The sequence below is a fragment of the Pseudooctadecabacter jejudonensis genome (assembly GCF_900172275.1).
GTDB classification, from domain to species: Bacteria; Pseudomonadota; Alphaproteobacteria; order Rhodobacterales; family Rhodobacteraceae; genus Octadecabacter; species Octadecabacter jejudonensis.
Genome location: NZ_FWFT01000004.1, coordinates 155,785 through 178,220 on the forward strand (window position 1 = coordinate 155,785; position 22,436 = coordinate 178,220).

At 59.0% G+C, this 22,436-nt stretch carries 24 protein-coding genes; 13 read left to right on the top strand and 11 right to left on the bottom strand.

From position 1 onward, the window contains the following. Window positions 1-11 precede the first annotated feature (11 nt). Window positions 12-746 carry an esterase/lipase family protein gene (locus tag PSJ8397_RS12900; RefSeq protein WP_085865027.1) on the bottom strand — a complete coding sequence of 245 codons (735 nt, stop codon included), beginning with the start codon at window positions 744-746 and terminating at the stop codon, window positions 12-14. A gap of 79 nt (window positions 747-825) precedes the next feature. Between PSJ8397_RS12900 and PSJ8397_RS12905 the strand changes: the two genes are divergently transcribed. Next, entirely contained in the window at window positions 826-1,272 is a 447-nt protein-coding gene (locus PSJ8397_RS12905; protein WP_085865147.1) for an NUDIX domain-containing protein, read from the top strand. A 454-nt stretch (window positions 1,273-1,726) separates the two neighbouring features. On the opposite strand, the gene groL is transcribed toward PSJ8397_RS12905, so the two are convergent. From groL to PSJ8397_RS12920, 3 genes are all read right to left on the bottom strand, one after another. Next, a complete protein-coding gene (groL, locus tag PSJ8397_RS12910) occupies window positions 1,727-3,370 on the bottom strand; it encodes a chaperonin GroEL (protein WP_085865028.1) in 1,644 nt (547 codons plus the stop codon). Window positions 3,371-3,420: 50 nt separating this feature from the next. Continuing rightward, window positions 3,421-3,708, bottom strand: a complete 288-nt coding sequence (gene groES, locus PSJ8397_RS12915; RefSeq protein ID WP_085865029.1) for a co-chaperone GroES — start codon at window positions 3,706-3,708, stop codon at window positions 3,421-3,423. A gap of 157 nt (window positions 3,709-3,865) precedes the next feature. Continuing rightward, a complete protein-coding gene (locus PSJ8397_RS12920) occupies window positions 3,866-5,917 on the bottom strand; it encodes a putative bifunctional diguanylate cyclase/phosphodiesterase (protein ID WP_085865030.1) in 2,052 nt (683 codons plus the stop codon). Between the two features lie 410 nt (window positions 5,918-6,327). Between PSJ8397_RS12920 and PSJ8397_RS12925 the strand changes: the two genes are divergently transcribed. Both PSJ8397_RS12925 and PSJ8397_RS12930 read left to right on the top strand, forming a co-directional pair. Further along, window positions 6,328-6,624 (top strand): hypothetical protein, encoded by a 297-nt coding sequence (locus PSJ8397_RS12925; RefSeq protein ID WP_085865031.1) that lies wholly within the window; start codon window positions 6,328-6,330, stop codon window positions 6,622-6,624. Window positions 6,625-6,713: 89 nt separating this feature from the next. After that, window positions 6,714-7,709 carry a TraB/GumN family protein gene (locus tag PSJ8397_RS12930; RefSeq protein ID WP_085865032.1) on the top strand — a complete coding sequence of 332 codons (996 nt, stop codon included), beginning with the start codon at window positions 6,714-6,716 and terminating at the stop codon, window positions 7,707-7,709. Here the strand turns inward: PSJ8397_RS12930 and PSJ8397_RS12935 are convergent. Then, the gene (locus tag PSJ8397_RS12935) at window positions 7,706-8,353 is read right to left on the bottom strand and encodes a DUF2161 domain-containing phosphodiesterase (protein WP_085865033.1); all 648 of its coding nucleotides are present in this window, start codon (window positions 8,351-8,353) and stop codon (window positions 7,706-7,708) included. The genes PSJ8397_RS12930 and PSJ8397_RS12935 overlap by 4 nt on opposite strands. A gap of 279 nt (window positions 8,354-8,632) precedes the next feature. On the opposite strand from PSJ8397_RS12935, the gene PSJ8397_RS12940 reads away from it, so the two are divergent. Further along, a complete protein-coding gene (locus PSJ8397_RS12940; RefSeq protein ID WP_085865034.1) occupies window positions 8,633-9,550 on the top strand; it encodes a manganese-dependent inorganic pyrophosphatase in 918 nt (305 codons plus the stop codon). 159 nt (window positions 9,551-9,709) lie between these two features. Next, entirely contained in the window at window positions 9,710-10,567 is an 858-nt protein-coding gene (locus tag PSJ8397_RS12945; protein ID WP_085865035.1) for a DUF4394 domain-containing protein, read from the top strand. A gap of 322 nt (window positions 10,568-10,889) precedes the next feature. On the opposite strand, the gene PSJ8397_RS12950 is transcribed toward PSJ8397_RS12945, so the two are convergent. After that, window positions 10,890-11,699 (bottom strand): aldo/keto reductase, encoded by an 810-nt coding sequence (locus PSJ8397_RS12950; RefSeq protein WP_085865036.1) that lies wholly within the window; start codon window positions 11,697-11,699, stop codon window positions 10,890-10,892. Window positions 11,700-11,939: 240 nt separating this feature from the next. Here PSJ8397_RS12950 and PSJ8397_RS12955 point away from each other — a divergent pair, with 240 nt between their 5' ends. The 5 genes from PSJ8397_RS12955 to PSJ8397_RS12975 all read left to right on the top strand — a co-directional run bounded on the left by PSJ8397_RS12955 (window position 11,940) and on the right by PSJ8397_RS12975 (window position 15,861). Beyond that, a complete protein-coding gene (locus PSJ8397_RS12955) occupies window positions 11,940-12,815 on the top strand; it encodes a TIGR01459 family HAD-type hydrolase (protein WP_085865037.1) in 876 nt (291 codons plus the stop codon). A 104-nt stretch (window positions 12,816-12,919) separates the two neighbouring features. After that, window positions 12,920-13,363 (top strand): MaoC family dehydratase, encoded by a 444-nt coding sequence (locus PSJ8397_RS12960; protein WP_085865038.1) that lies wholly within the window; start codon window positions 12,920-12,922, stop codon window positions 13,361-13,363. Between the two features lie 61 nt (window positions 13,364-13,424). Beyond that, window positions 13,425-14,357 carry a bifunctional riboflavin kinase/FAD synthetase gene (locus tag PSJ8397_RS12965; RefSeq protein WP_085865039.1) on the top strand — a complete coding sequence of 311 codons (933 nt, stop codon included), beginning with the start codon at window positions 13,425-13,427 and terminating at the stop codon, window positions 14,355-14,357. Further along, window positions 14,350-14,820, top strand: coding sequence for a YcgN family cysteine cluster protein (locus PSJ8397_RS12970; RefSeq protein ID WP_085865040.1), 471 nt, complete (start codon window positions 14,350-14,352; stop codon window positions 14,818-14,820). Before PSJ8397_RS12965 ends, PSJ8397_RS12970 begins: the two co-directional genes overlap by 8 nt. Continuing rightward, complete coding sequence (locus tag PSJ8397_RS12975) at window positions 14,821-15,861, top strand: threonine aldolase family protein (RefSeq protein ID WP_085865041.1); 1,041 nt, start codon at window positions 14,821-14,823, stop codon at window positions 15,859-15,861. A gap of 83 nt (window positions 15,862-15,944) precedes the next feature. On the opposite strand, the gene PSJ8397_RS12980 is transcribed toward PSJ8397_RS12975, so the two are convergent. Both PSJ8397_RS12980 and PSJ8397_RS12985 read right to left on the bottom strand, forming a co-directional pair. Then, the gene (locus PSJ8397_RS12980) at window positions 15,945-16,781 is read right to left on the bottom strand and encodes an alpha/beta fold hydrolase (RefSeq protein ID WP_235000745.1); all 837 of its coding nucleotides are present in this window, start codon (window positions 16,779-16,781) and stop codon (window positions 15,945-15,947) included. Next, complete coding sequence (locus tag PSJ8397_RS12985) at window positions 16,717-17,313, bottom strand: 2-hydroxychromene-2-carboxylate isomerase (RefSeq protein ID WP_085865042.1); 597 nt, start codon at window positions 17,311-17,313, stop codon at window positions 16,717-16,719. The genes PSJ8397_RS12980 and PSJ8397_RS12985 overlap by 65 nt, the downstream gene beginning before the upstream one ends. Window positions 17,314-17,410: 97 nt before the next feature. Between PSJ8397_RS12985 and PSJ8397_RS12990 the strand changes: the two genes are divergently transcribed. Next, complete coding sequence (locus tag PSJ8397_RS12990; RefSeq protein ID WP_085865043.1) at window positions 17,411-18,427, top strand: ribose-phosphate pyrophosphokinase; 1,017 nt, start codon at window positions 17,411-17,413, stop codon at window positions 18,425-18,427. Between the two features lie 6 nt (window positions 18,428-18,433). Here PSJ8397_RS12990 and PSJ8397_RS12995 read toward each other — a convergent pair whose 3' ends face one another. Further along, window positions 18,434-18,784 (bottom strand): H-type lectin domain-containing protein, encoded by a 351-nt coding sequence (locus PSJ8397_RS12995; RefSeq protein ID WP_085865044.1) that lies wholly within the window; start codon window positions 18,782-18,784, stop codon window positions 18,434-18,436. A 97-nt stretch (window positions 18,785-18,881) separates the two neighbouring features. Further along, window positions 18,882-20,084, bottom strand: a complete 1,203-nt coding sequence (locus PSJ8397_RS13000; protein ID WP_085865045.1) for an MFS transporter — start codon at window positions 20,082-20,084, stop codon at window positions 18,882-18,884. A gap of 210 nt (window positions 20,085-20,294) precedes the next feature. Between PSJ8397_RS13000 and PSJ8397_RS13005 the strand changes: the two genes are divergently transcribed. Together PSJ8397_RS13005 and PSJ8397_RS13010 are read left to right on the top strand one after the other, a co-directional pair. After that, window positions 20,295-21,263, top strand: a complete 969-nt coding sequence (locus PSJ8397_RS13005) for an SGNH/GDSL hydrolase family protein (protein WP_143515474.1) — start codon at window positions 20,295-20,297, stop codon at window positions 21,261-21,263. Between the two features lie 99 nt (window positions 21,264-21,362). Then, window positions 21,363-21,962 carry an inner membrane-spanning protein YciB gene (locus tag PSJ8397_RS13010; protein WP_085865046.1) on the top strand — a complete coding sequence of 200 codons (600 nt, stop codon included), beginning with the start codon at window positions 21,363-21,365 and terminating at the stop codon, window positions 21,960-21,962. A 53-nt stretch (window positions 21,963-22,015) separates the two neighbouring features. Here the strand turns inward: PSJ8397_RS13010 and PSJ8397_RS13015 are convergent, their stop codons facing one another. Next, window positions 22,016-22,417, bottom strand: a complete 402-nt coding sequence (locus PSJ8397_RS13015) for a F0F1 ATP synthase subunit epsilon (protein WP_085865047.1) — start codon at window positions 22,415-22,417, stop codon at window positions 22,016-22,018. Between the last annotated feature and the right edge of the window lie 19 nt (window positions 22,418-22,436).

The window sequence follows — 22,436 nt, forward strand, 5'->3', positions numbered from 1 at the left end:
CACATCGCAGCCTATTGCAACCCGAACATGACCCCACCCAAGGTCAAATCAGGGTCAAACGCTCCGGTCTCGATAAAGGTCATGGCCTGACGCATCACCAGCGGATTGTTCATCATAAATGTATGCGTCACCGGCAGAACCAAATGATCCGTCATGCCGTCCAACCGTGTGCTCTCCACCGACACTTTGCCATCATCCGGCCCCTCGATCAGACTTGAATAATAGGCGTTCAAGGTCCGATCGCCCGCAATGATGCCCAATTCGGACCCGGGCCAAGGCAGGCTCAGTGGCGCGCCGCGATCGTCCGCCTCCTCAACTCCAAGCTCCATCCCCGCAGGGCCATTGACCCAGACAAACGGGTCCAAATCCCCGAAAATGTCGACCAGCTCAGACCCCCCGTTGGGCGGCCCCAACATCACCACGCGCCCCAAGTTTTCGGGCACCTCTTGCGCCAGATAGACCCGCACCAAAATGCCGCCCATGGAATGCGTGATGAAATGCACCCGTCGTGCCCCACAGGCTGCGACGGCCTGGGGCACATTTTGCTGCACCAATGTCTCAATATCAGCCGACGTCGACGGATAGCCCTCGTTGACCACCAGATACCCCTCCAGCTCCAGCAACTCCTCCAAGGGCACAAACGAAGTCTCCGTGCGCGCCAAGCCATGCAGCAACACAACACAGTCCTCGGCCAAAGCCGCCACAGGGGTGAAGATCAGCCAAAAGGCCAGAAAAAATCGTCTCATATGGCGTAGATAGTACCCGCTTGACCAAAGCGTAAGGTCAGGCTTGCCTGACCTGGCGGAAAAGCTGCAAACTGCGGGCATGTCTCGTCCCATCCGCCTCGCCGCACGTGGCATCGTGCTACACGACACGCGTTTGCTTTTGGTAAACGCTTACGGCAATCGCACGGATCTGTGGTGCGCGCCGGGCGGCGGGGCCGAGGCGCACGCCAGCTTGCCCGAAAACCTCGCCCGCGAAATTCACGAAGAAACCGGCCTCACGGTTACCGTCGGCGCGCCGTGTCTGGTCAATGAATTTCACGATCCTGACCACGACTATCATCAGGTTGAAGTGTTCTTTCGATGCACGCTCATCTCAGGCACCTTGGATCCGGCATGGCAGGATCCCGAACAGATTGTCAAACACAGACGCTGGGTGTCGCGGGCCGAAATGGGAACGATGACCGTGCGCCCCAAATCCCTGGCCGCCGTCGCTTGGCGCGACGCAGACGCGCCCACCTATGATCCACTCGAACGCATCCTGCCCTAAAATTCCGGAATTTTAGGACCCGCCAAAATTCCGGAATTTTGGCGACGCAGCAAAAAGGACGACCCGATGGGCCGCCCGTGCCGGGTCTCGTCACAGATAGAATTCAAGGCTCTCATCGTTCCTACGGAACGACTGCCGCCCCAACAAACAAAGGGCGGCCTCAAAAGACCGCCCCCGTTTTGCTTCGCAAGTCCGGTCAAGGCTCTCATCGTTCCTGCGGAACGACTGCCGCCCTAAAAAACAAAGGGCGGCCTCAAAAGACCGCCCCCGTTTTGCTTCGCAAGTCCGGTCAAGGCTCTCATCGTTCCTGCGGAACGACTGCCGCCCTAAAAAACAAAGGGCGGCCTTAAAAGACCGCCCCCGTTTTGCTTCGCAAGTCCGGTCAAGGCTCTCATCGTTCCTGCGGAACGACTGCCGCCTTGCTGCGGACGTCGAAACGCGATCGCGTTTCGACTTACATCATGCCGCCCATGCCGCCCATGTCGGGCATGCCGCCACCAGCTGCGCCACCGTCTTTGGACGGCTTGTCCGCAACCATGGCTTCCGTGGTGATCAGCAGACCAGCAACCGATGCTGCATCCTGCAGCGCGGTGCGTGTCACCTTGGCAGGGTCAATCACACCAAAGGAGAACATGTCGCCATATTCTTCGGTCTGCGCGTTGAACCCGAAGGCTGCATTATCGCTCTCGCGGATTTTGCCAGCCACGACGGAGCCGTCCACACCAGAGTTTTCAGCGATCTGACGCAGTGGCGCTTCAAGCGCCTTACGCACGATGTTGATGCCGATGTTCTGGTCGCCATTCGCGCCTTCAAGACCATCAAGAGCCTTGCCAGCCTGAACCAGCGCAACACCGCCACCCACAACGATGCCTTCTTGGACAGCCGCACGGGTCGCGTTCAGCGCGTCATCAACGCGGTCTTTACGCTCTTTCACTTCGATTTCGGACATGCCGCCCACGCGGATCACGGCAACACCGCCAGCCAGTTTGGCCACGCGTTCTTGCAGCTTCTCACGGTCGTAGTCGGAGGTCGTCTCTTCGATCTGGCCACGGATCTGTGCAACACGTGCATCGATCTCAGCCTTGTCACCGGACCCGTCCACAATCGTGGTTTCGTCCTTGGTGATGGACACGCGCTTGGCGGAGCCCAGCATATCCATCGTGACGTTTTCCAGCTTCATGCCGAGGTCGTCGGAAATCACCTGACCGCCAGTCAGGATCGCGATGTCCTGCAGCATGGCCTTACGACGGTCACCGAAACCAGGCGCCTTCACCGCAGCGATTTTCAAACCGCCGCGCAGCTTGTTGACCACGAGGGTCGCCAGCGCTTCGCCGTCCACGTCTTCCGCGATGATCAGCAGGGGTTTGCCGGACTGGATCACAGACTCAAGCAGCGGCACCATTGGCTGCAGGGAAGACAGTTTCTTCTCGTGCAGCAGGATGATGGCATCGTCCAGCTCGGTCGTCATCTTGTCGGGGTTCGTGACAAAGTAAGGGGACAGGTAGCCGCGGTCGAACTGCATGCCTTCGACGACGTCGGTTTCTGTTTCCAGACCTTTGTTTTCTTCAACGGTGATCACACCGTCGTTGCCGACGCGCTGCATGGCATCCGCAATCTGACCGCCGATTTCGGCTTCGCCGTTGGCGGAAATCGTGCCGACTTTGGCGACTTCTTCGCTGTCCTTGACCGGACGTGCAGCCGCCACGATGGCCTCAACCACTTTGGATGTCGCAAGGTCGATGCCGCGCTTGAGATCCATCGGGTTCATGCCCGCGGCAACAGCTTTCATGCCTTCTTTGACGATGGCCTGTGCCAGAACGGTTGCGGTCGTGGTGCCGTCACCGGCTTCGTCGTTTGTGCGGCTGGCCACTTCCTTGACCATCTGCGCGCCCATGTTCTCGAACTTGTCTTCCAGCTCGATCTCTTTGGCGACAGACACACCATCTTTCGTGATGCGCGGTGCGCCGAAAGACTTTTCCAGAACCACGTTGCGGCCTTTGGGGCCCAGCGTAACTTTCACCGCATCTGCGAGGGTGTTGACACCCTTCAGCATCCGATTGCGGGCATCGGTATCGAATTTGACGTCTTTAGCAGCCATATTCTCTCTCCAGTAAAATTAGATGTTATGCGTGTTTCGGGGGCGTCCGCTTAGGACAGCTTGCCCAGAATGTCGCTTTCTTTCATGATCAACAGCTCTTCGCCGTCCACGGTCACTTCGGTGCCGGACCACTTGCCAAACAAGATGCGGTCGCCAGCGGCCACAGCCATTGCGATCAATTCGCCGTTGTCTTTGCGCGCGCCTTCGCCCACTGCAACAACTTCGCCTTCAGACGGCTTTTCTTTTGCGGTGTCAGGGATGATCAGGCCGCCAGCGGTCTTTTCTTCGCTCTCTACGCGGCGAACCAGCACGCGGTCATGAAGCGGTGTAAAAGCCATGTCAGTAGCTCCTTAGCTTATAATTTCAGGTTGACCCACCCTCCCGGCGAGCCGTTATCACTCACTCATGGCGAGTGCTAACGGCGGATAGTTAGGAAAGTGACGTGGGCCTGTCAACAACCTAACGTCAAGAATCTGAATAAGATGCGCAGGTCGGTCAGGACGCCTTCGACGCGACATCCGTGGAGTGCAACACCTCTCCCGACACGACCTGCTGCAACTGCTCGTGTGACAGCGGAAGGCCGAAATAAAATCCTTGAACGGACGCGCAATTCTCAGCCCGCAAGAACTCCAAATCGCTTTCGTCTTCAACGCCTTCGGCCAGAACTGGAATTTTCAATGCGTGCCCCAACAAAAGCGTCGAGCGCACAATCGCGGCCCGTTGTTCGTCGGAATGGGCGGCATTCACGAAACTGCGGTCGATCTTGATTTTGTCAAAGGGAAACGCCTGAAGCGACGCCAAGGACGAATACCCGGTGCCGAAGTCATCCATAGCGATCCGAATGCCCATCGCCTTCAGTTCCGTCATCACGCGCAGGGTATTTTCAGGATCATTGATCATTCCCGCCTCGGTGATCTCAAGTTCCAACCGCGCTGGATCAAGACCGGTTTTGTCCAAAGTCATCGCCACTTGATCAACAAAAGATGGCTGGACCAGCTGTTGCGGGGCCACGTTCACAGCGATACTATAGGGTTTCGTCCATTTGGCGGCCTCTTCGCAGGCGGTATTGAGCACCCAAAGACCGATGCCGCGGATCAAACCGGTCTCTTCAGCCAATGGAATGAAGTCATCCGGCGCGATCAGACCCTTTTCGGGATGTCGCCATCGAATAAGGGCTTCAAACCCCTCCGGCTCCAACGTAGACATGGCGTTCTGGATTTGGTAATTCAATTCAAAGTGCCCAACTTCAAGCGCAGTGCGCAAATCAGCGATCATTGCAATGCGGGCATGGCTCGCCTTCGCCATCGCCTCGTCGAACATCGCCAAGTAGATATCCGGCTGGGATTTGGCGTGATACATGGCCATGTCGGACTTTTTCATCAGATCTTCGATGTCGCGCCCGTCCTCAATAGAGGTTGCCGCGCCAATCGATATCCCCACACTGAACACGCCCGCCGACACTTCGATGGGTTCCATCAGAACGCCATTCAATCGATCAGCCATCGCGACAACCTGATCGACACGTTGGAAATTCCATTTGATGATGACGAATTCATCCCCTCCGTAACGGGCTACAAATTCCGCAGGGCCCAATGTCTCCGCCAGACGGGCGGCGATGGAGCACAGAATTTCGTCGCCAACTGCATGACCTTGCGAGTCGTTGATGTGTTTGAAGTTGTCGAGGTCAAAGGTCAGAACTGCCACACGCATGGTGGTGTCCTCTGCAAGCTGGCGACCAAGTTTTGCCATCACCGATTTTAACTGTATCCGGTTTGGCAAACCCGTCAGCGGATCCTTCAAAACGGCCTCCCGCATGCGGCCGATATTTTCCGTATCGATGCCAAATGAAAAATACCCCACAAGATAAAGAACCGTTGCGACCGAAACCACAAAGATCGCAAAGACCTGATCTGACACCAGTTGCTCTGGAACGGGCACACCAGAGTCGAGCGCGATGGTAAACGCGGTCATCCCCGTAAAGTGCATCGCACAAATCGCAAGGATAATCAGCGCGATGGCGCCCGAACGGCAATAGCGGGTGTAGGGATAAAGGATGCGGTGGTACCCCATAACACCCAGCACCGTGCCCGCGACGACAGACCAAAGCACACGATCGGCCTCCCACAAGATGTGGCCCGGCAAAATCACGGCATTCATCCCAGTGTAGTGCATCGTGGCAACTGTCAGCCCAAAAAGCGCGCCAGGCAGCACCACCCTCATCCAGCCGCGGCAATACGCCAATGCGACACAACTGATCAGCAGTCCCACGGCCGCAATCAGCAGCGATTTGATGGTCAAAACAGGATCATAGACATGCTGCACCCCTGGGTCATAGGCCAGCATCGACAGGAAATGTGTCGACCAGATCGTTGCCCCACCAATAATGCTGGCCAAGGCCAGATACAGGACCTGATGACGCCCTTCGGATCGTACCATGCGCCGCAGCAACAGGACGAAAATGATGGATCCGGTCAAACAACTGGCCACTGCAAATGCCAAAAGGCCGAAATGATGGTCCTGCGTGATGCAGGCATAGATCCGATACATGCTTGATCCGTTCTGTTCCCGTCTTACGTCTCTTTAGACGCTCATCCTTAATGAGGCCTTAGCGGCGGCGGCCCAAATAGGCTGCATTCGAAGCATTTCTGGATGGATCCTCAAACAGCCCGACACCAGCTCAGAGTGTTGCGCATGAGGCGCCCGAAATGATCTGTTCAGTCCTAAAAACATATCACTCAGTAACTTTCCGCCTTTCTTCAAAGTGTCATAAAATAAGGCTTGATCGGGTGTGGAGTCGCCCGCACACCACCGCCACCTAAGAAGGAGACGCGATATGATGATAGGAGTATTTGCCCGAGCCTGCTGATGCAGCCCCGTCGGTCGCGCGGCGCGCTTTGCGCCTTGTCTTTCCCTCAAACTTCACCCGTTTTTGGACCTCTTTCTTCAGGAAAACACACATGCAAAATCTGTTCTATATCCCGCCCCATCACCCGCAGGACAGTCACCCACGCCCCCTTGGCGTGCGGTCTGTGGTCAAACGCAACAGCCCGACGCGGCTCGATCTGGCCGCTCCGCATACGGCCCTCGACATGGGGTTGGTGACGCACGGCGATATCGCGCCCGAGCCTGTCTTGGCCCCCGTCTATACCGTCCCATCCCGCACGGGTCTGCGGACAAAACTTGGCCGCTGGATCGTGCGGTTTGGTGAAAAGATCGCGGGTGAAACCGCGCCCCCCTTAGGCCAACCCGTCTGACCGGACGGGTTGGCCTAAGGGGGGCGTCATCTGCATTGCGCCCCGCCCGCAGGCGTCTACATTAGGGGCAACTGAATAAGGTCTGCCCCATGCTCCGTCTGTTCAAACTTGCCCTCATTGCGATGTGCCTGCCCGCTGCGGCACAGGCCCAATGCACGGGCCCCAGCTTTGCCGACACCCTTTCGCCCGCCCAACAGGCCGATTTGGACCAACGTGCGGCGGACACCGCCTATGGCACCGGCCTCATCTGGCAGGCCGAAAAGGACGGCACAACCCTGATCATCGCAGGCACCATGCACCTGCCCGATCCGCGCCACGCCACCCTGCGCGACCGTCTGCGCCCCGCGCTTGAGGCGGCTGACCTGCTGCTGGTGGAAGCCACGCTGCAAGACCAGACAAACATGCAGCTTTATATGGCCGAAAACCCCGATCTGATGGCCATCACCGACGGTCCCACCCTGCCCGAGGCCCTGCCCCCAGACACATGGGACGCCATCGTAGAAGCCGCCGCCGCGCGGTCCATCCCCGGCTTTATGGCCGCCAAAATGCAGCCGTGGTTTCTGGCCATGACCTTGGCCATGCCCCCCTGCGCCGTGATGCAAATGGCGCGCGGCGAAGGCGGCTTGGATGCGCTTTTGATGCAGGATGCCGCATCCTTGGGCCTGCCCACCGCCCCGCTTGAGCCATGGGAGGACATGTTCGCCCTGCTGTCCGGCGGCACCTTTGAGGACCAGATTGAAGCCCTGCAATTGGCCCTGTTCGACCCCGCCGATCAAAACGCGCTGATCGTTGCCCTGACAGAGTTCTATTTCAGCGAGCAGACGGCGCTCAGCTGGCACATCAACAGCTTTACCCAGGATCTGATCGACGGCCTTGATCCGGCGACGTTTGAGGCCCAAATGACCCAGCTTGAAGAAGACCTGCTGTTCGCGCGCAACGCCAACTGGATCCCCGTGATCGAGGCGGCGGCTACACAACACGACAAGATCGTCGTAGCCTTTGGCGCAGCCCATCTGATCACAGACCGCGGCGTGTTGGCCCTGCTGGCCCAGCGCGGCTGGCACATTACACGGCAGACGCCCTAAACATCACCCCAATCGCCCAGTCCCTTGCGGCCTGCAGCACTCAGCCGGTAAACGCCCGTTTCGACCTTCTCGAACCATCCGTAATGATCGTCGCGCATGATCCGCGTGGCCTGCGGCACCTCCGCCCATTCCGCGACCTTTGACCCTTTGCTCGCCCCGTGAACCGCCAAAAACCGCGCGCATTTCAGCGCATCCTGACGGTATCCCGTCACGATCCCGTGCCGCGTGGCCCCGCCTGCATTTGGGTCGCCCTCCAGCCGGTCAAATGCGCGCAGCAGCTGGGTTTTCTTCTTCTTGATCTGACGTGCCGCATAGGGGCCGGGATCGGCCAGAACCTCGACAAATCCGTCGCGCGTCCGGACGGTCAGCACGCCCAGCCCCAACCGCCGCGCCAGTTTGACGTTGTTGCGCAACGCCTTGGTCTTGCCGCCCGCAGGCACCGCAACATAAACGTCTTCCGTCACCACCAGCCGGTCCATCGCCTGATGGAACAGCGCCAGCGAAAATCCCAGCTTCAACTCGACAATCACAACGGCGTCGCCGCGCACACCGACCACATCGGCCGCCCCAACCTCGCCCTTCACGTCATAGCCCTGACGTTGCAAATGGGCCTTCACGGGCGCGTAAAGATCGGCTTCTTTCATGGGCTGCACCTTGCGCAAAGGACAGCGCGTCTTCAAGGGCTGCCAACCACATCGCCCGTCACGCGCGGGGCCCCACCCGAAGGGGCGGGGTTAAGGCGTGCGTGTCCGTTGTCAGTTCACTCAACATGGGATGGTCCGATGCAAGCAAAAGAACTCCGAACCGTCAAATCACCGCCGCAAGGCAGCCTTGGTCCCCTGTGCGAAGGGATGGGGGTGACAGCCCGCACACCCAGCCCTATAACGCGCGCAAATTCGCAATTGCAAAAGGTCATTCCTCCCATGACAACGCTCGTTTTCGGCCACAAGGCCCCCGACACCGACAGCCTCGGCTCCGCCCTCATCTGGGCGTGGTTCCTGAACCACACCGGCACAGATGCCGCCGCCCGCCTGCTTGGCACCCCCAACACCGAAGCGGCCTTCGTCGCCAAACGCTGGGGCTTTGATGAACCGCAGATCATCGCAGACGTCGAAGACGATCAGGATTGCGTCATCGTCGACACCAACAACCCGGCAGAGCTGCCCGCAAACATCAACAACGCCAACGTCACCGCCATCATCGACCACCACAAGCTGGTCGGCGGCCTTGAAACCAAAGGCCCCATCGACATCACCGTGCGTCCCTTGGCCTGCACGGCAACCATCATGTACGACCTGATGGGCGATCACGCGGCCCATATGCCTGACGCCGTCAAAGGCCTGATGTTGTCCTGCATCCTGTCTGACACGTTGGAATTCCGCAGCCCCACCACCACCGACCGCGACCGTGATCTGGCCGTTGCCCTGGCCGGTCAGCTGGGCCTCGCGATCCCCGACTACGCAGGCGAAATGTTTGCCGCCAAATCCGACGTCTCGGCCTTTTCCGACGCAGAGCTTTTGCGCATGGACAGCAAGGAATACGAAGTCGACGGCACCAAATTCCGCGTCTCCGTTCTGGAAACCACGGCCCCCGCCATCGTGCTGGACCGCAAGGCCTCCATCATGGAAACCATGACATCGGTGGCCTCAGAAGACGGCGTTGATCAGGTGCTGCTGTTCGTGGTCGACATCCTCAACGAAGAAGCCACGATGCTGATCCCCAACGACCTGACCAAAGGCGTGGCCGAAAAATCCTTCGGCGCGACTGTCACAGGCGACGCGGTCGTGCTGCCCGGCATCATGTCGCGCAAAAAGCAGATCATCCCTGCCCTGAAGGTCTGATCCGACCCAAATCCAAACACCAAACCCGCGCCCCCACCTGGCGCGGGTTTTTTTCATGCCCGTTAAAAAATCAAACGCACGTGAAACTCACGACACGTTCATTTCGTTCCTTTCTGCAAGCTGCCTAAAACTGCAGCACATGTTTGAAAGGACGACCTCATGTTGAAATTCACCCTCCCCCTCGCCACATCCGCGATCCTCGCCTCCTCCAGCGCTATGGCCGACGGCCACGCGGCCCTGATGGGCTACGCTCTTGCGGGCGACGGACAAACACTTGTGACCATGGCCAGCCTTGCGGCCCCAGAAGACGTGATGACCTTTGATCTGGCCAACACGGTCGACGCCATCGCCTATCGTCCTGTCACCGGTGACCTGCTGGGCTTTGCCAAATCCGGTGCGGTCTACACCATCGATCCCATGACAGGTGAGATGACAGACCTCAACGCCACCTTCATGGACGACGCCATGATTGGCGAAGGTGCCGTGGCCTTTGATTTCAACAACGCCATCGACGCCGTGCGCGCCGTGGGCGCGGATGGCACCAACCTCGTCTACTTCCCCGAAGGCTTCGGCGACAACGATGAACGCGCAGGCTCCGTGCGCCGCTTCACCGATACATTCTACGTGGACGGCGACACTAATGCCGGAACCGAGCCGCTGATCTACGCCAACGCCTACACCAACGCAATTTCCGGTGCGAAGGCCTCCAGCACATTCCAATATGCCCTCGACGCCCGCACCAACGCATTGGTGAGCCTGGCCAACAACGCAGGTGAATTGACAACCGTGGGTGCCGTCACAATCGACGGGGCGGCGGCCGATCTGGTCAGCGCGGGTGGCTTTGACATCATCTCACCCGAAGAGGGCACCGATCTGGCCTTCGCCATCCTGCAACTGGACGGGTCCGACACCTCCGGCCTCTACGGCATCGACCTTGAAACAGGTGCGGCAACCTTGATGGCCGATCTGGGTGCCACCGGCTTCACAGGCTTCGCTGTCTCTGCAGGCGGCATGTAATCCCCCGCCCCATCGGGGGAAAGGCCTTCGGGCCGCGGACCCCGCCTTCACCGTTCCAGTGCAGCGGTGGGGGCGGGGTTTTTTATGCGCACACATCACTGCACGCCGCCCCCCTTGTGCTCCGCTCGGACCACGCGGCTGGGGGCTCCGCCCGTTCTCACCTGAAAACCGCCACCGGAGGTTTTCTTTTCCGTTTCGAACGCATTGGGTCAAAAATACCTTCCGCCCGAAGGGCATGTGGGACGCGCTATGGGACGCGCTATGGGACGGGGGGCGGGGCGCCTTTGCGCACGCAAACAGCGTCGCCCCCGTCCAACATCCCTTACGCGACATCCCACGCAGGGCACCACGGCCCATCCACCAACCGCAACTCGGCGTTCAAACTGTCAATGCGCGCCAGCTGATCCGGCGACAAATCAAGATCCTGCGCTGCAAAATTCTCGGCAATCCGTGCTGGCGCACCCGCCGAAGGGATGACCACATATCCTTTGGCCAACAGCCACGCCAACGCCACCTGCGACGCCGTGCCCCCGACCTGCCCGCCAATCTCGCGCAGCACCGGATCTTCCAACACCTTACCACGCGCCAGTGGCGAATACGCCGTCATGCGGATGCCGCGGGCCGTGCAATCATCGACGATGGGGCGGTTGTGCAGATACACATGCAGCTCAACCTGATTGACCAACAGCTTGCGATCGCCCAGCAACTCCACCGCGCGGGCGATATAGGGCTTGGTGAAATTCGACACGCCAATGGCATGGCACAGGCCCGCGTCATAGACCTCGGCGAACTGGGCCATGTAATCCTCGATATCATATTCGTCACCGATGGACGGATAATGCAGCAACAGCAAATCCACCGGTCCCACACCCAGCTTGTCCAACGAGGCTTCGACATGGGGCCGCACCTGGCCGGGCCCGAAACTTTCAGGGGCCACCTTGGTCGTCACCCACAGCTGGTCCCGCGGCAGGCCGACGTCCGCAATCGCACTGCCCACGAATTCCTCATTGTCGTAGCCTTCCGCACAATCAAGATGCCGGTATCCGGCCTCCAACGCGGCGACCACCCCATCATAGGCGGCACTTTCGGGCCTGTTCCATGTCCCGTATCCGATTTGCGGAATATTTTTCATCACATCGCTCCTGTTTGACCATGCGAAGCCTTACGGCATTCGGCGCGCTTGCGACATGAACAAACTGGTGATCTGGCCAATTTTACGCCACCTTAACACTCTCGCACCCGCAGCATCACGTTGCCCTGATCATAGCCATACGCTAGCCATACGCCAGCCATACGCAAACCATACGCCCCCCAGCCGGCCCCAAACCGTCCTCAAACCGTCCCCTGACCAGCCCGAAAGGCCCCTTGTCCCATGTCCCAGATCGTCTCTACTTTTGCCGAGATTTCAGACCAATATGACGTGGCTTTTGTCGATCTGTGGGGGTGTATGCACAACGGCATCACACCCTTTGCGGATGCCGTGGCCGCCATGAAGCACTACCGCGGGCGCGGCGGGGTCGTGATCTTGGTGACCAACTCCCCCCGCCCCTGGGACAGCGTGGCAACACAGATCACTGATATGGGGCTAGACCCTGACAGCTGGGACGCCATCGCGACGTCCGGCGACAGTGCGCGCGCGGCCATGTATCGCGGTATCGTGGGGGGCAAAATCTGGTTCATGGGCGAAACCCCGCGTGATGACGACTTCTTTAAACCTCTGAAAATCATCGAAAATCCTGTACAGATCGAAAAGGTCGCCCTGGAAGACGCCGAAGGCATCGTCTGCTGCGGCCCCTTCGACACACAGGCCGATCCATCGGTGAACCGCCCCGAATTTTTGTACGCGAAACAAAAGGGCCTAAAGTTGCTGTGCGCCAACCCCGATATCATCGTCGATCGGGGCGAAACCCGCGAATGGTGTGCGGGGGCGCTGGCGGCCCTTTATACGGAAATGGGCGGGGAAAGCCTCTATTTCGGCAAACCCCATCCCCCCATTTACGACCTCGCCCGCCGCCGGTACGCTGCCTTAAACAATTCCATGCATGATCCGCGTATCATTGCCATCGGCGACGGGATTCGCACCGACATTCTGGGCGGCCAGATGGAAGACATCGACACCCTGTTCATCACCGGCGGCCTCGCCGCCACAGAGACCGCAACGGATGTTCAACCGGATGAGGGCAAGCTAAACGCCTATATCGAAACGGAAAAAGTGACACCAACCTATGCGATCGGCTTTCTGCGCTGACCGCGCGGTGCGCTAAGTTCTTGTTGACTCTTTCTGCATCCGCAAAGTAATAAAATTTCAACCTATGGCGTTTAGGTGATTTTTTGTTACCCAGAGGATCAGACATGTTGGACAACGACCCCCGCGGCACCATCTGCATCGAAGACATCGAAATCGGCATGTCGCGGTCCTTGCGCAAAATCATCAGCGACCGCGACATCGAACTGTTCGCTGAGGTGTCGACAGATCATAACCCCGTCCATCTAGATGACGCTTATGCCCAGGACACCATCTTCGAAGGCCGCATCGCCCACGGTATGCTCACGGCGGGTCTGATCTCGGCCGTGATCGGCGAACAGCTCCCCGGGCATGGCACTGTGTATCTTGGCCAAAGCCTTAAATTTCTGGCCCCTGTGCGCCCCGGCGACATGGTTGAGGCTGTCGTGACCGTGACCGATATGGACATCTCCAAACGCCGCGTGACCATGGACACGCACTGCGCCATCGACGGCAAAAAGGTCCTGAAGGGGGAGGCGGTGGTCCTCGCTCCGTCGCGCAAATTCGACTAACAGGCCCGTCATCTTCGGGCCCTTGCTTGCGCCGCCTCGAAACCCGCGCTAGCACATCGTCATGCGCATTTTACGTGACCCCGCCTTCATCTCCCCCGACGACCGTGGCGCTGCCGTGGCCTTGGGCAATTTCGACGGCGTGCATCTGGGTCACCGCTCCGTTCTGGACCTGACGCGCGACTGTGCCAAAGGCGCACCGTTTGGCGTGCTGACGTTTGAACCACACCCCCGCGAATACTTCGCCCCCGACGCCCCGCCCTTCCGCCTGATGAACGCCGACGCCAAGGCAAATCGCCTTGAAAAACTGGGGCTTGATGTGCTGTTTGAAGTGCCGTTCAACGATGCCCTCGCCGCTCTGACACCGCGCGAATTTGCGCAAAACATCCTCACCGATGCGCTGGGCCTGACCCATGTCGTCGTGGGGGCTGACTTCCGGTTTGGCAAAGGCCGTGCGGGCGATATCGAAAATCTTAAGACATTTGGCGCAGAAATGGGCTTCGATGTCACGGTTGCCCCGATGTTTGAAAACAACGGGGTTGAGGTGTCGTCCACCGCCATCCGCGACGCGCTGGCCCAAGGCCGGCCCCGCGATGCGGCCAAGATGCTCGGCCATTGGCACCGGATCGACGGGCCGGTCATCACCGGCGAACAACGTGGCCGCGAACTGGGTTATCCCACCGCGAATATGTCCATCGACGGGCTACACCCGCCTAAATTCGGCGTCTATGCGGTCAAGGTTGACGTGCTCAGCGGGCCTTATCAGGGCAGCTACGACGGGGCGGCCTCCATCGGGGTGCGGCCCATGTTCGGGGTGAACACCCCCAACTGCGAAACCTTTGTCTTTGATTTTTCTGGCGATCTTTATGGCACCCCCCTGTCCGTCGCCTTGGTCGAGTATTTGCGCGGCGAAGAAAAGTTCGACGGGCTTGAGGCGCTGATCACCCAGATGGACGCCGATTGCGCCCGCGCGCGGGACATCCTGCGCAATGTCTGACCCCATCGACCGCGACAACATACGCCCGTCTTTTTGGTCCCATATGTCATTGGAAAAGCTGACGAATTCCGAATGGGAGGCGCTGTGCGACGGCTGTGGCAAATGCTGCCTGAACAAGCTTGAGGATGAAGACACCGGAGAGGTCGCACTGACCCGCGTGGCGTGCAAACTCCTTGACGACAGCACCTGCCGCTGCAGCGCCTATGACATCCGCCACCGGTTTGTGCCTGAATGCATTGTGCTGACACCGGCCACCATCACGGATCATATGTACTGGCTGCCGCAAACCTGCGCTTACCGCCTTGTCCACGAAGGCAAACCGCTGTTCGATTGGCATCCGCTGATCTCAGGCACGGCGCAGTCGGTCCATGATGCGGGCGTGTCCGTCCAAGACATGACCGTGTCCGAAGCCAACACGCCAGACGACGACTGGGAAACCCATATCATTGAGGAGCCTTTGTAGATGTTTTTCGCTTCAGACAATTCCGGCCCGGCCCACCCAAATGTCATGGAGGCCATGCTGCGCGCCAACGAAGGCTACCGCTTTGGCTACGGCGCCGACGCGGAAATGGACCGTGTCCGCCAAGGCATCCGCGACCTGTTCGAAGCGCCCGAGGCTGCAGTCTATCTGGTGGCCACAGGCACGGCGGCGAACTCCATCGCACTTGGCACATTGGCCAACCCGTGGGACGCAATTTTCTGCACCAAGATGAGCCATATCAACGAAGACGAATGCAACGCGCCCGAATTTTATTCCGGCGCCAAGCTGACGTTTGTTGAGGACACCAACGCGAAGATGACGCCAGATGCATTGCGGACAGCAATTGAGGCGGAACAAACCCGCGGCGTGCACGGCCCACAACGCGGGCCTGTATCAATCACGCAGGTGACGGAAAAAGGCACGGTGTACACGCTGGATGAAATTTCCGCGTTGACTGCTGTGGCCCGCGAATTTGGCCTCGCCACCCATTTGGACGGGGCACGGTTTGCCAATGCGATTGTCACGCTGGGCTGCACCCCCGCCGAGATGACGTGGAAAGCGGGCATCGATTGTGTCTGTTTTGGCGGCACCAAGAACGGTTTGATGGGCGTCGAGGCGGTGGTGTTTTTCGACCCCAAACACGCGTGGGAATTTGAATTGCGCCGCAAACGGGGGGCGCATCTGTTTTCCAAACACCGCTATCTCAGCGCGCAAATGGTGGCCTATCTGGAGGACAACCTGTGGCATGATCTGGCGACCAAAGCCAATGCCAGCGGCCAACGTTTGGCACAGGGCCTGCAGGCCACGAACGCGGTGACTTTCCCCTATCAGCCCGAAGCCAATCTGATGTTCTTCGAGATGCCACGTGCCCTGCACCACAAGGTACAGGCCGCAGGGGCGCAGTACTATTTGATGGGCGATGCCGACGGCGACCCTGATGCGCCCGTTCTGGGGCGTTTGGTGTGCGATTGGTCTGTTGGGGCCGAGGGCGTGGATGCGTTTTTGGCAGCCCTGAAGGGCTGACGCCTGCGGCGGGCGGGCAACAAAATTCGACGAATTTTGTTGATGCCTCCGGCGGGAGTTTTCGGGTCAGATGAAGGCGAGGCTCACGCGCGCGCGAGGGCTTTTGCGACTTCAGCGGGGTGGGTGATCGCAACCATGTGATCCGCGCCCGCGATCTGGCTTCGGGCGGCGTTGGGGATATCAGCAGCCAGACGGTCCAGGATCGCGCCCATCACAGGCTGGCTGTTTTCGCCTTCGATCAAATCGGTCGGGCACCTGATTTGACCCAGCCGCGCCACAAGTTTGTGCACATCTTCTTCAATGGCGGGTGCTGTGGCGGGAATCATGTGTATCTGGTCCATGATCCTGTGTTTGTTGCGGGTTGGCAGGTCATGCCATGCGGGGCCAGTCCCCCACATGGATGTGAACAGGCGCGACGCACTCTCTCGGTCGCCGTTTTTCCACGCTGTTGTGAACGGCGCGAAGGTGTGTTCATGGGCCGCGCGCGCCTCTGGGGCTGCGGCTGCAAAAAGCACGGGTTCGATCAACGTCAAACGTGTCACACGTTCAGGGCGTTCAATGGCCAGCCGCAGCGCGACCGTGGCCCCAAAGGAATGGCCGATGACATGGGTCGGGCCCGTCGTGAGGGCCTCAAGAATGGCGAGGCAGTCGCTGTGGTAGTCGTTTCCTGTCCATCCCGCGGATGTGCCATGGCCCGGTAGATCAAACAGCGTGTTGGTGCCCTTGGGCATGGCTTCGGCCAAGGGCATCAGGGACAGGCCACGGCCGAGCGAGCAGTGGACAAACACACGGGACGGGTCACCCTGCCCCGTCTGTTTGACCCAGATTTCGTGGCCCGCAATCACAGGCATGGGGTCAGAATTCGCCGGATAGGTGCCGATCCAGATCGTCAATCCGGTCCTGGCCCCAGAACCGTTCATCTTTGTCGGAGATGAAGAAGGGCGCGCCAAAGACACCTTTGGCGACGGCCTCTTCCAAGTTCGCGGCGTAGGTTTCCGCCCCTTCGAGAAGGCCGCTGTCAGCCAAGGCCGGATCGAAACCTGTTTCTTCAAGGCAGGCGCGGATCACGGCGTCGTCGGAGATGTCTTTGTCATCGGCCCAGCAGCTGCGGCACAGGGCCTGCACCAAAGCCCCCACAGGGGCGCCCGTGTTCTGCGCCGCGATGATTGCATAGGACGAGGGCGCCATATTCGTGGGCCAATGGGCCGGTTTCATGTTGAACGGAAGGCCCGTGACAATGGCACGGCGGCGCATGTCTTGCAGGCGGTATTCTTGCCGGTTGGGATGGCGGTCCTTTGGGGGCACGCCGCCTGTGCGACCGAAAAGCCCCATGATATCCAGCGGTTTGTAAGTCACGGTCGCGCCGTGCTTTTGGGCGACCTCTTCGAACTGTGGCCCCGCGAGGTATGTGAACGGAGAGATCGTCGCGAAGTAGTAGTCGATATGTGGCATTTGGGCCCCCTAATTGGTGCGTGGTTTGTTGGTCGCAGGCTACTTCCATGCTACGCGGTGTCAACGTCACGAATCTGTCATCCTCAGGACACCGAACATGCCCAACCTCATCGAACCGAAGCTGATTTCAGGCAACGCCAACACACCCTTGGCGCAAGCCGTCGCCAAACGGATGTCCATGCACCGCGGCATCAATGTCGGCCTTGTGGATGCGCGGGTGGAGCGGTTCAACGACGGTGAGGTGTTTGTTGAGGTGTTTGAGAATGTGCGTGGTGAGGACATGTTCATCATCCAGTCCACATCGAACCCTGCCAACGACAACCTGATGGAGCTGTTGGTGATCGCCGATGCGCTGCGCCGGTCGTCCGCCCAGCGGATCACGGCTGTGATCCCTTACTTTGGCTATGCCCGGCAGGATCGCCGGTCCAAGGCGCGCACGCCCATCACGGCCAAACTGGTGGCCAATATGTTGGTCGAGGCGGGGATTGAGCGGATTTTGACCCTCGACCTGCATGCCACCCAGATCCAGGGGTTCTTCGATATTCCTGTGGACAACCTTTATGCGGCGCCGGTGTTCGCGCTGGATGCGATGCACCATTTCAAGGGCCGCGATGATGTGATGGTCGTGTCCCCCGATGTGGGCGGCGTGGCCCGCGCGCGTGATCTGGCGCAACGCATTGGCGCGCCTTTGTCGATCGTCGACAAACGTCGCGGAAAGCCCGGTGAAGTAGCTGAAATGACCGTCATCGGTGACGTCAAGGACCGGACCTGCTTGATCGTGGACGACATCGTCGATACCGCAGGCACCCTGTGCAAAGCGGCCGAGGTGCTGATGGACCATGGTGCCAAGGAAGTGCATTCCTATATCACCCACGGGGTGCTCTCTGGCCCAGCGATTGACCGGATCAGCAAGTCGGTCATGAAACATCTGGTGATCACAGACACCATCAAACCGACCGAGGCTGTTCTGGGGTCAGAGAAAATTCGCATCGTGCCCACGGCACCGATGTTCGCACAGGCCATCATGAATACGTGGAACGGCACATCGGTGTCTTCGCTCTTCGATCACAATACCCTGCAGCCGATCTACGAAGGCATGTATTCGGGCGTCTAGGCTTGATTAGCCGACGTCCCAGTCGCCCTCTTGACGTAATTCTCCCGTGGCCTGCCAGGCCACGCGGACGCGGGCGATTTTGCTGTCCCCCCATGTGCGAAACACGATGGCGAAGCCGTCGGGTGTGATGTCCTCGGCCTGAACATCAACGCGGCCATTGGCCCCGTTTGAAATGTCGAACATCGACAAGGTCGTGATCACGACAGGTGGTGTGCGGTAACTTTCGGAAAACTCGACATGGGCGCGGACCTGCCGCGCGCCATCGCCCGTCCACATCACGCCGTCATGTTCAAAATCAGAGAACATCACAACATCGCCGTGATCGACCCCAATCAAGTGATTGCGCATCCGTTTCATTGTCGTCTCGTTATCCAATACCCAAGGTGACGGTCTCACACCCTTCGGGAGAAAGCAATTCTAGCCGGCCTTTGCCATGGCAAAGGCCGGACCTGGATCAGGATTGTGCGAGGGGGCGCAAGCGCCAGATGAGGGGGGCAATCAGCAGGATCATCAAAGCACTGATCAGGAACGGCGCGCCAGGCAGGTAGAGGCCTGCATCATCGACGAAGCGTTCAAAGATGCCCGTCACGGCAAGGGGGGCCAGGAACGCGGCGATGGATGACAGGGACGCGATGACCCCTTGCACAAGGCCCTGCCGGTCTTCGTCCACCGTGTTGGACGCCATGGCCGTCACCATCGGAGGCGTCAAATCCGACAGAGCGGCCAAAAGCAAAAACACGATCAGGCCTGTGACGGTTGAAATCACGCCAAATCCGATCAACCCAACCAAGGCCGAGACAAAGCCCAGTTGCAACGTCCGAAATTCCCCGATCCGTTTGATCATCACCGGCATCAAGCCCCCCTGCACAAGGGCCAGAAGCACGCCATAACCAGCCAGTGATATACCGATATAAAGCGTGGACCATCCAAACAATTCACGTGTGAAAAACGCCCAAAGGGTCGGATAGACCATGTTGGCGAATTCGAAAACGAACAAACAGATAAGCGGAATCGCAAGGCCCGGAATGCGAAAGGCCTGAAAGATCGCACCAAAGGGGTTCAGATCCCGTCGTCCGAAGGCGCGGCGTTTTTCGGGGGCCAGGCTTTCAGGAAGCACGAACAGACCAAACAGCACATTCAGTCCGGCCATACCGGCGGCAATCCAGAACGGGGCCGTGATGTGCCATTCAGCGGCGATCCCGCCCAAGGCAGGCCCCAACACGAACCCGATGCCAAAGGCCGCACCAATCATCCCGAACCGCGCGGCCCGTTCCTTGGCGGATGAAATGTCAGCAATATAGGCGGTGGCGGTCGTGTAGGTTGCGCCTGCGACACCTGCCAAAATGCGGCCCACCAACAGAACCCAGAAGACCTCTGCCATGGCCATGATCACGTAATCCACGGCCAGAACGAACAGCGCCAGCAACAAAACGGGTTTGCGCCCATAGGCGTCCGACAGCGATCCGATCACAGGGGCGAACAAAAACAGCGCGCCCGCGTAGGACGCCATGAGGATCCCGCCCCAGAACGCGCCCTCCCCGGTGCTGCCCGCGCCCACACGATCCATCAGGTCGGGCATGATCGGAAAGACGATGCCAATGCCGATGGCATCAATCATCAAGGTGATCAGGATAAAGGTGTAGGCGCGATTGTTCATGGGTCTGTCGTGACAGGTTTTGCCCCTCCGACGCAAGGCGCAGGGGCGGGCTTTGCTGACATCGTCGTGTCAGTAACCTTTCAACATACACGCGAAGTTGTGAACATCTGTCGTTGGCCTGTTAAGAGAATTTCGATCACCATGTGTCATACGCGCAGGACGGCCTTGGGAAATGATGTCCGCGCCGCATAGGGGAAGACGACGGTGACAGTGACGAAAACACTTACGTGGGAACTGCGTGTTCTGGCGATGTGCGGGGCAATTTGCGCAGCACCCGCGCTGGCAGAAGACTTTACGCCGCCGGATATCCTCATCCTCGGCGACAGCCAGTTGTCCTTTGGCGCGGGCCCTGTGTTTCTGGATTTCTTCAGCAACCTTCATGAAAATTGCGCGATGTCTGCTACACAATCCACCCAGCTTGACCAATTGGATCAATCGCGTGTTTCCGTCATTGGGGTGCGATCGACCTCCGTTCCGTCGTGGATCGCGACGGGTGGGCGGGCCAAGGACACCGTGTGCAAGGTCGATCCGACGTGGCGTGTGAACGCGGGGAGTTACGGGTATCAAAACACAAGCGGCAATCAATATGTGCAAATCGGTCAGGGCGCGCCTTACCAGTTCTGTGCCGCCGGTCAGTCCCCCCTGCAACACATGTTTCGGGACGACTATTATGATCCCAGTCTGGTGGTCTTCAACTTCCTCGGCAATTCCGCGCGACGGTGGGCCGACAGCCCCGAACGGGCGATCCAGGACGTGACTGAGATGATGGCGCAATTGCCCGACGATCAAGCCTGCATCTTCATGACGACCGCCCCGGCCTATCGCCAGAACACGGTCGACCTACGTCTGCGGGCGCAAGATAATTTACAGGCCGCGTTCGATGTGGTGGGGCAACAGTGCACTTTTGTCGAAGGGGCCACGCCAGAAACAATCGCGGCCAATCTTGGCAACGCCAGTCATTTTCGCAGACGTGCCAACGGCACCGTGAAGGATCCGTTCCATCCCAACACCGCCGCGTCCGAGACCTTCTTCGATCTTCAGCGCGGCGCCATTTGCGATGCCATTTTTGCCGAATTGGACCCAGCCCCCGCCGAACCGTTCTTGGTCGTCAGCACGATGGATGAAAGCATGTATGACATGCCGGTGGTCGCGGTCGCGAAAGTGGTGACGGCCAACTAGCCCACGACGATGTTGGATTTGCGGCGGCCTCAAGCCATATTTCATTCATAATCGGCAAGTATCTGTACCCAAGATGGGTGGCCAAGGCGATTGAACATCATGAAACGACCCCCCTCACGCGGTGTAATCGCCGCCTTGGAATTTGGTCCCGTCTTTGGCTATCTCCTGGCCTACCTGATCTTTCGGGCGGACACGTTTCAGGTCGGTGAAACCGAATATGGCGGATTTATCGCCGTGACGGCCGCATTTATCCCCATCTTTCTGGTGGCCAATGGCGCCTTTTGGTTTCTGACCCAAAAAATTGCGCGGATACAGGTGGCCGCGACCCTGCTGATCGCGGTGTTTGGCGGCCTTGGCGTTTGGCTGAATGATCCTGATTTGATCAAGATGAAACCGACGGCAATTTACCTTGCGCTGGCCGGCCTGCTTGGGCTGGGGCTGCTGCGTGGTCAGTCCTGGCTGAAATACATCATGGAAGATTCGATCCCCTTGCGCAAAAGGGGGTGGATGATCCTAACCCGGAGACTGACGGTTGTATTTGTGCTGTCAGCGGCGGCGAATGAGGTGGTCTGGCGCACCCAATCGGAAAGCTTCTGGGTGCTTTTTGAAACGCTGGTGATGCCTGTCTTGATCGTGCTGTTTTTCCTGACGCAGATCGGTCTGTTCATCGACAACATCTCGGCCAAAAAAGGACGCTGATCCAAACAAAAAGGGCGCCCCCAGGGGACGCCCTTTTTAAAGAATTGAAGGCTTTATAGCCCGATCGAGCCCATGACCTCGACCAATGTGGCGCGCATTTGGGCAGCGTCATCGGCACCGGTCCCGCTGGCCAAGGCGGCCTCATGCACTTCATCGGCTTTGGCAATCAGCTCATCCATATGGGCCTTGGTCACGTCACCCTTGGGCATCGCTTTTTCGGCCAGCACGGACACGGCACCGCCTGTGATTTCCGCAAAACCACCAGAGACGAAGAAATCGTCGGTGCCTTTGGCGTGCGTCACGCTCAGGATGCCGGGACGCAAGGTCGTGATGGTCGGCGCATGATCGGCCATGGCCGTCATATCACCGTCCGCGCCCGGGATCTGAACCTCGGTCACATCCAGAGACGCCAAACGGCGCTCTGGGCTGACAAGGTCGAATTTGAAGTCTGCCATGTTTGGCTCCTAACTTCTG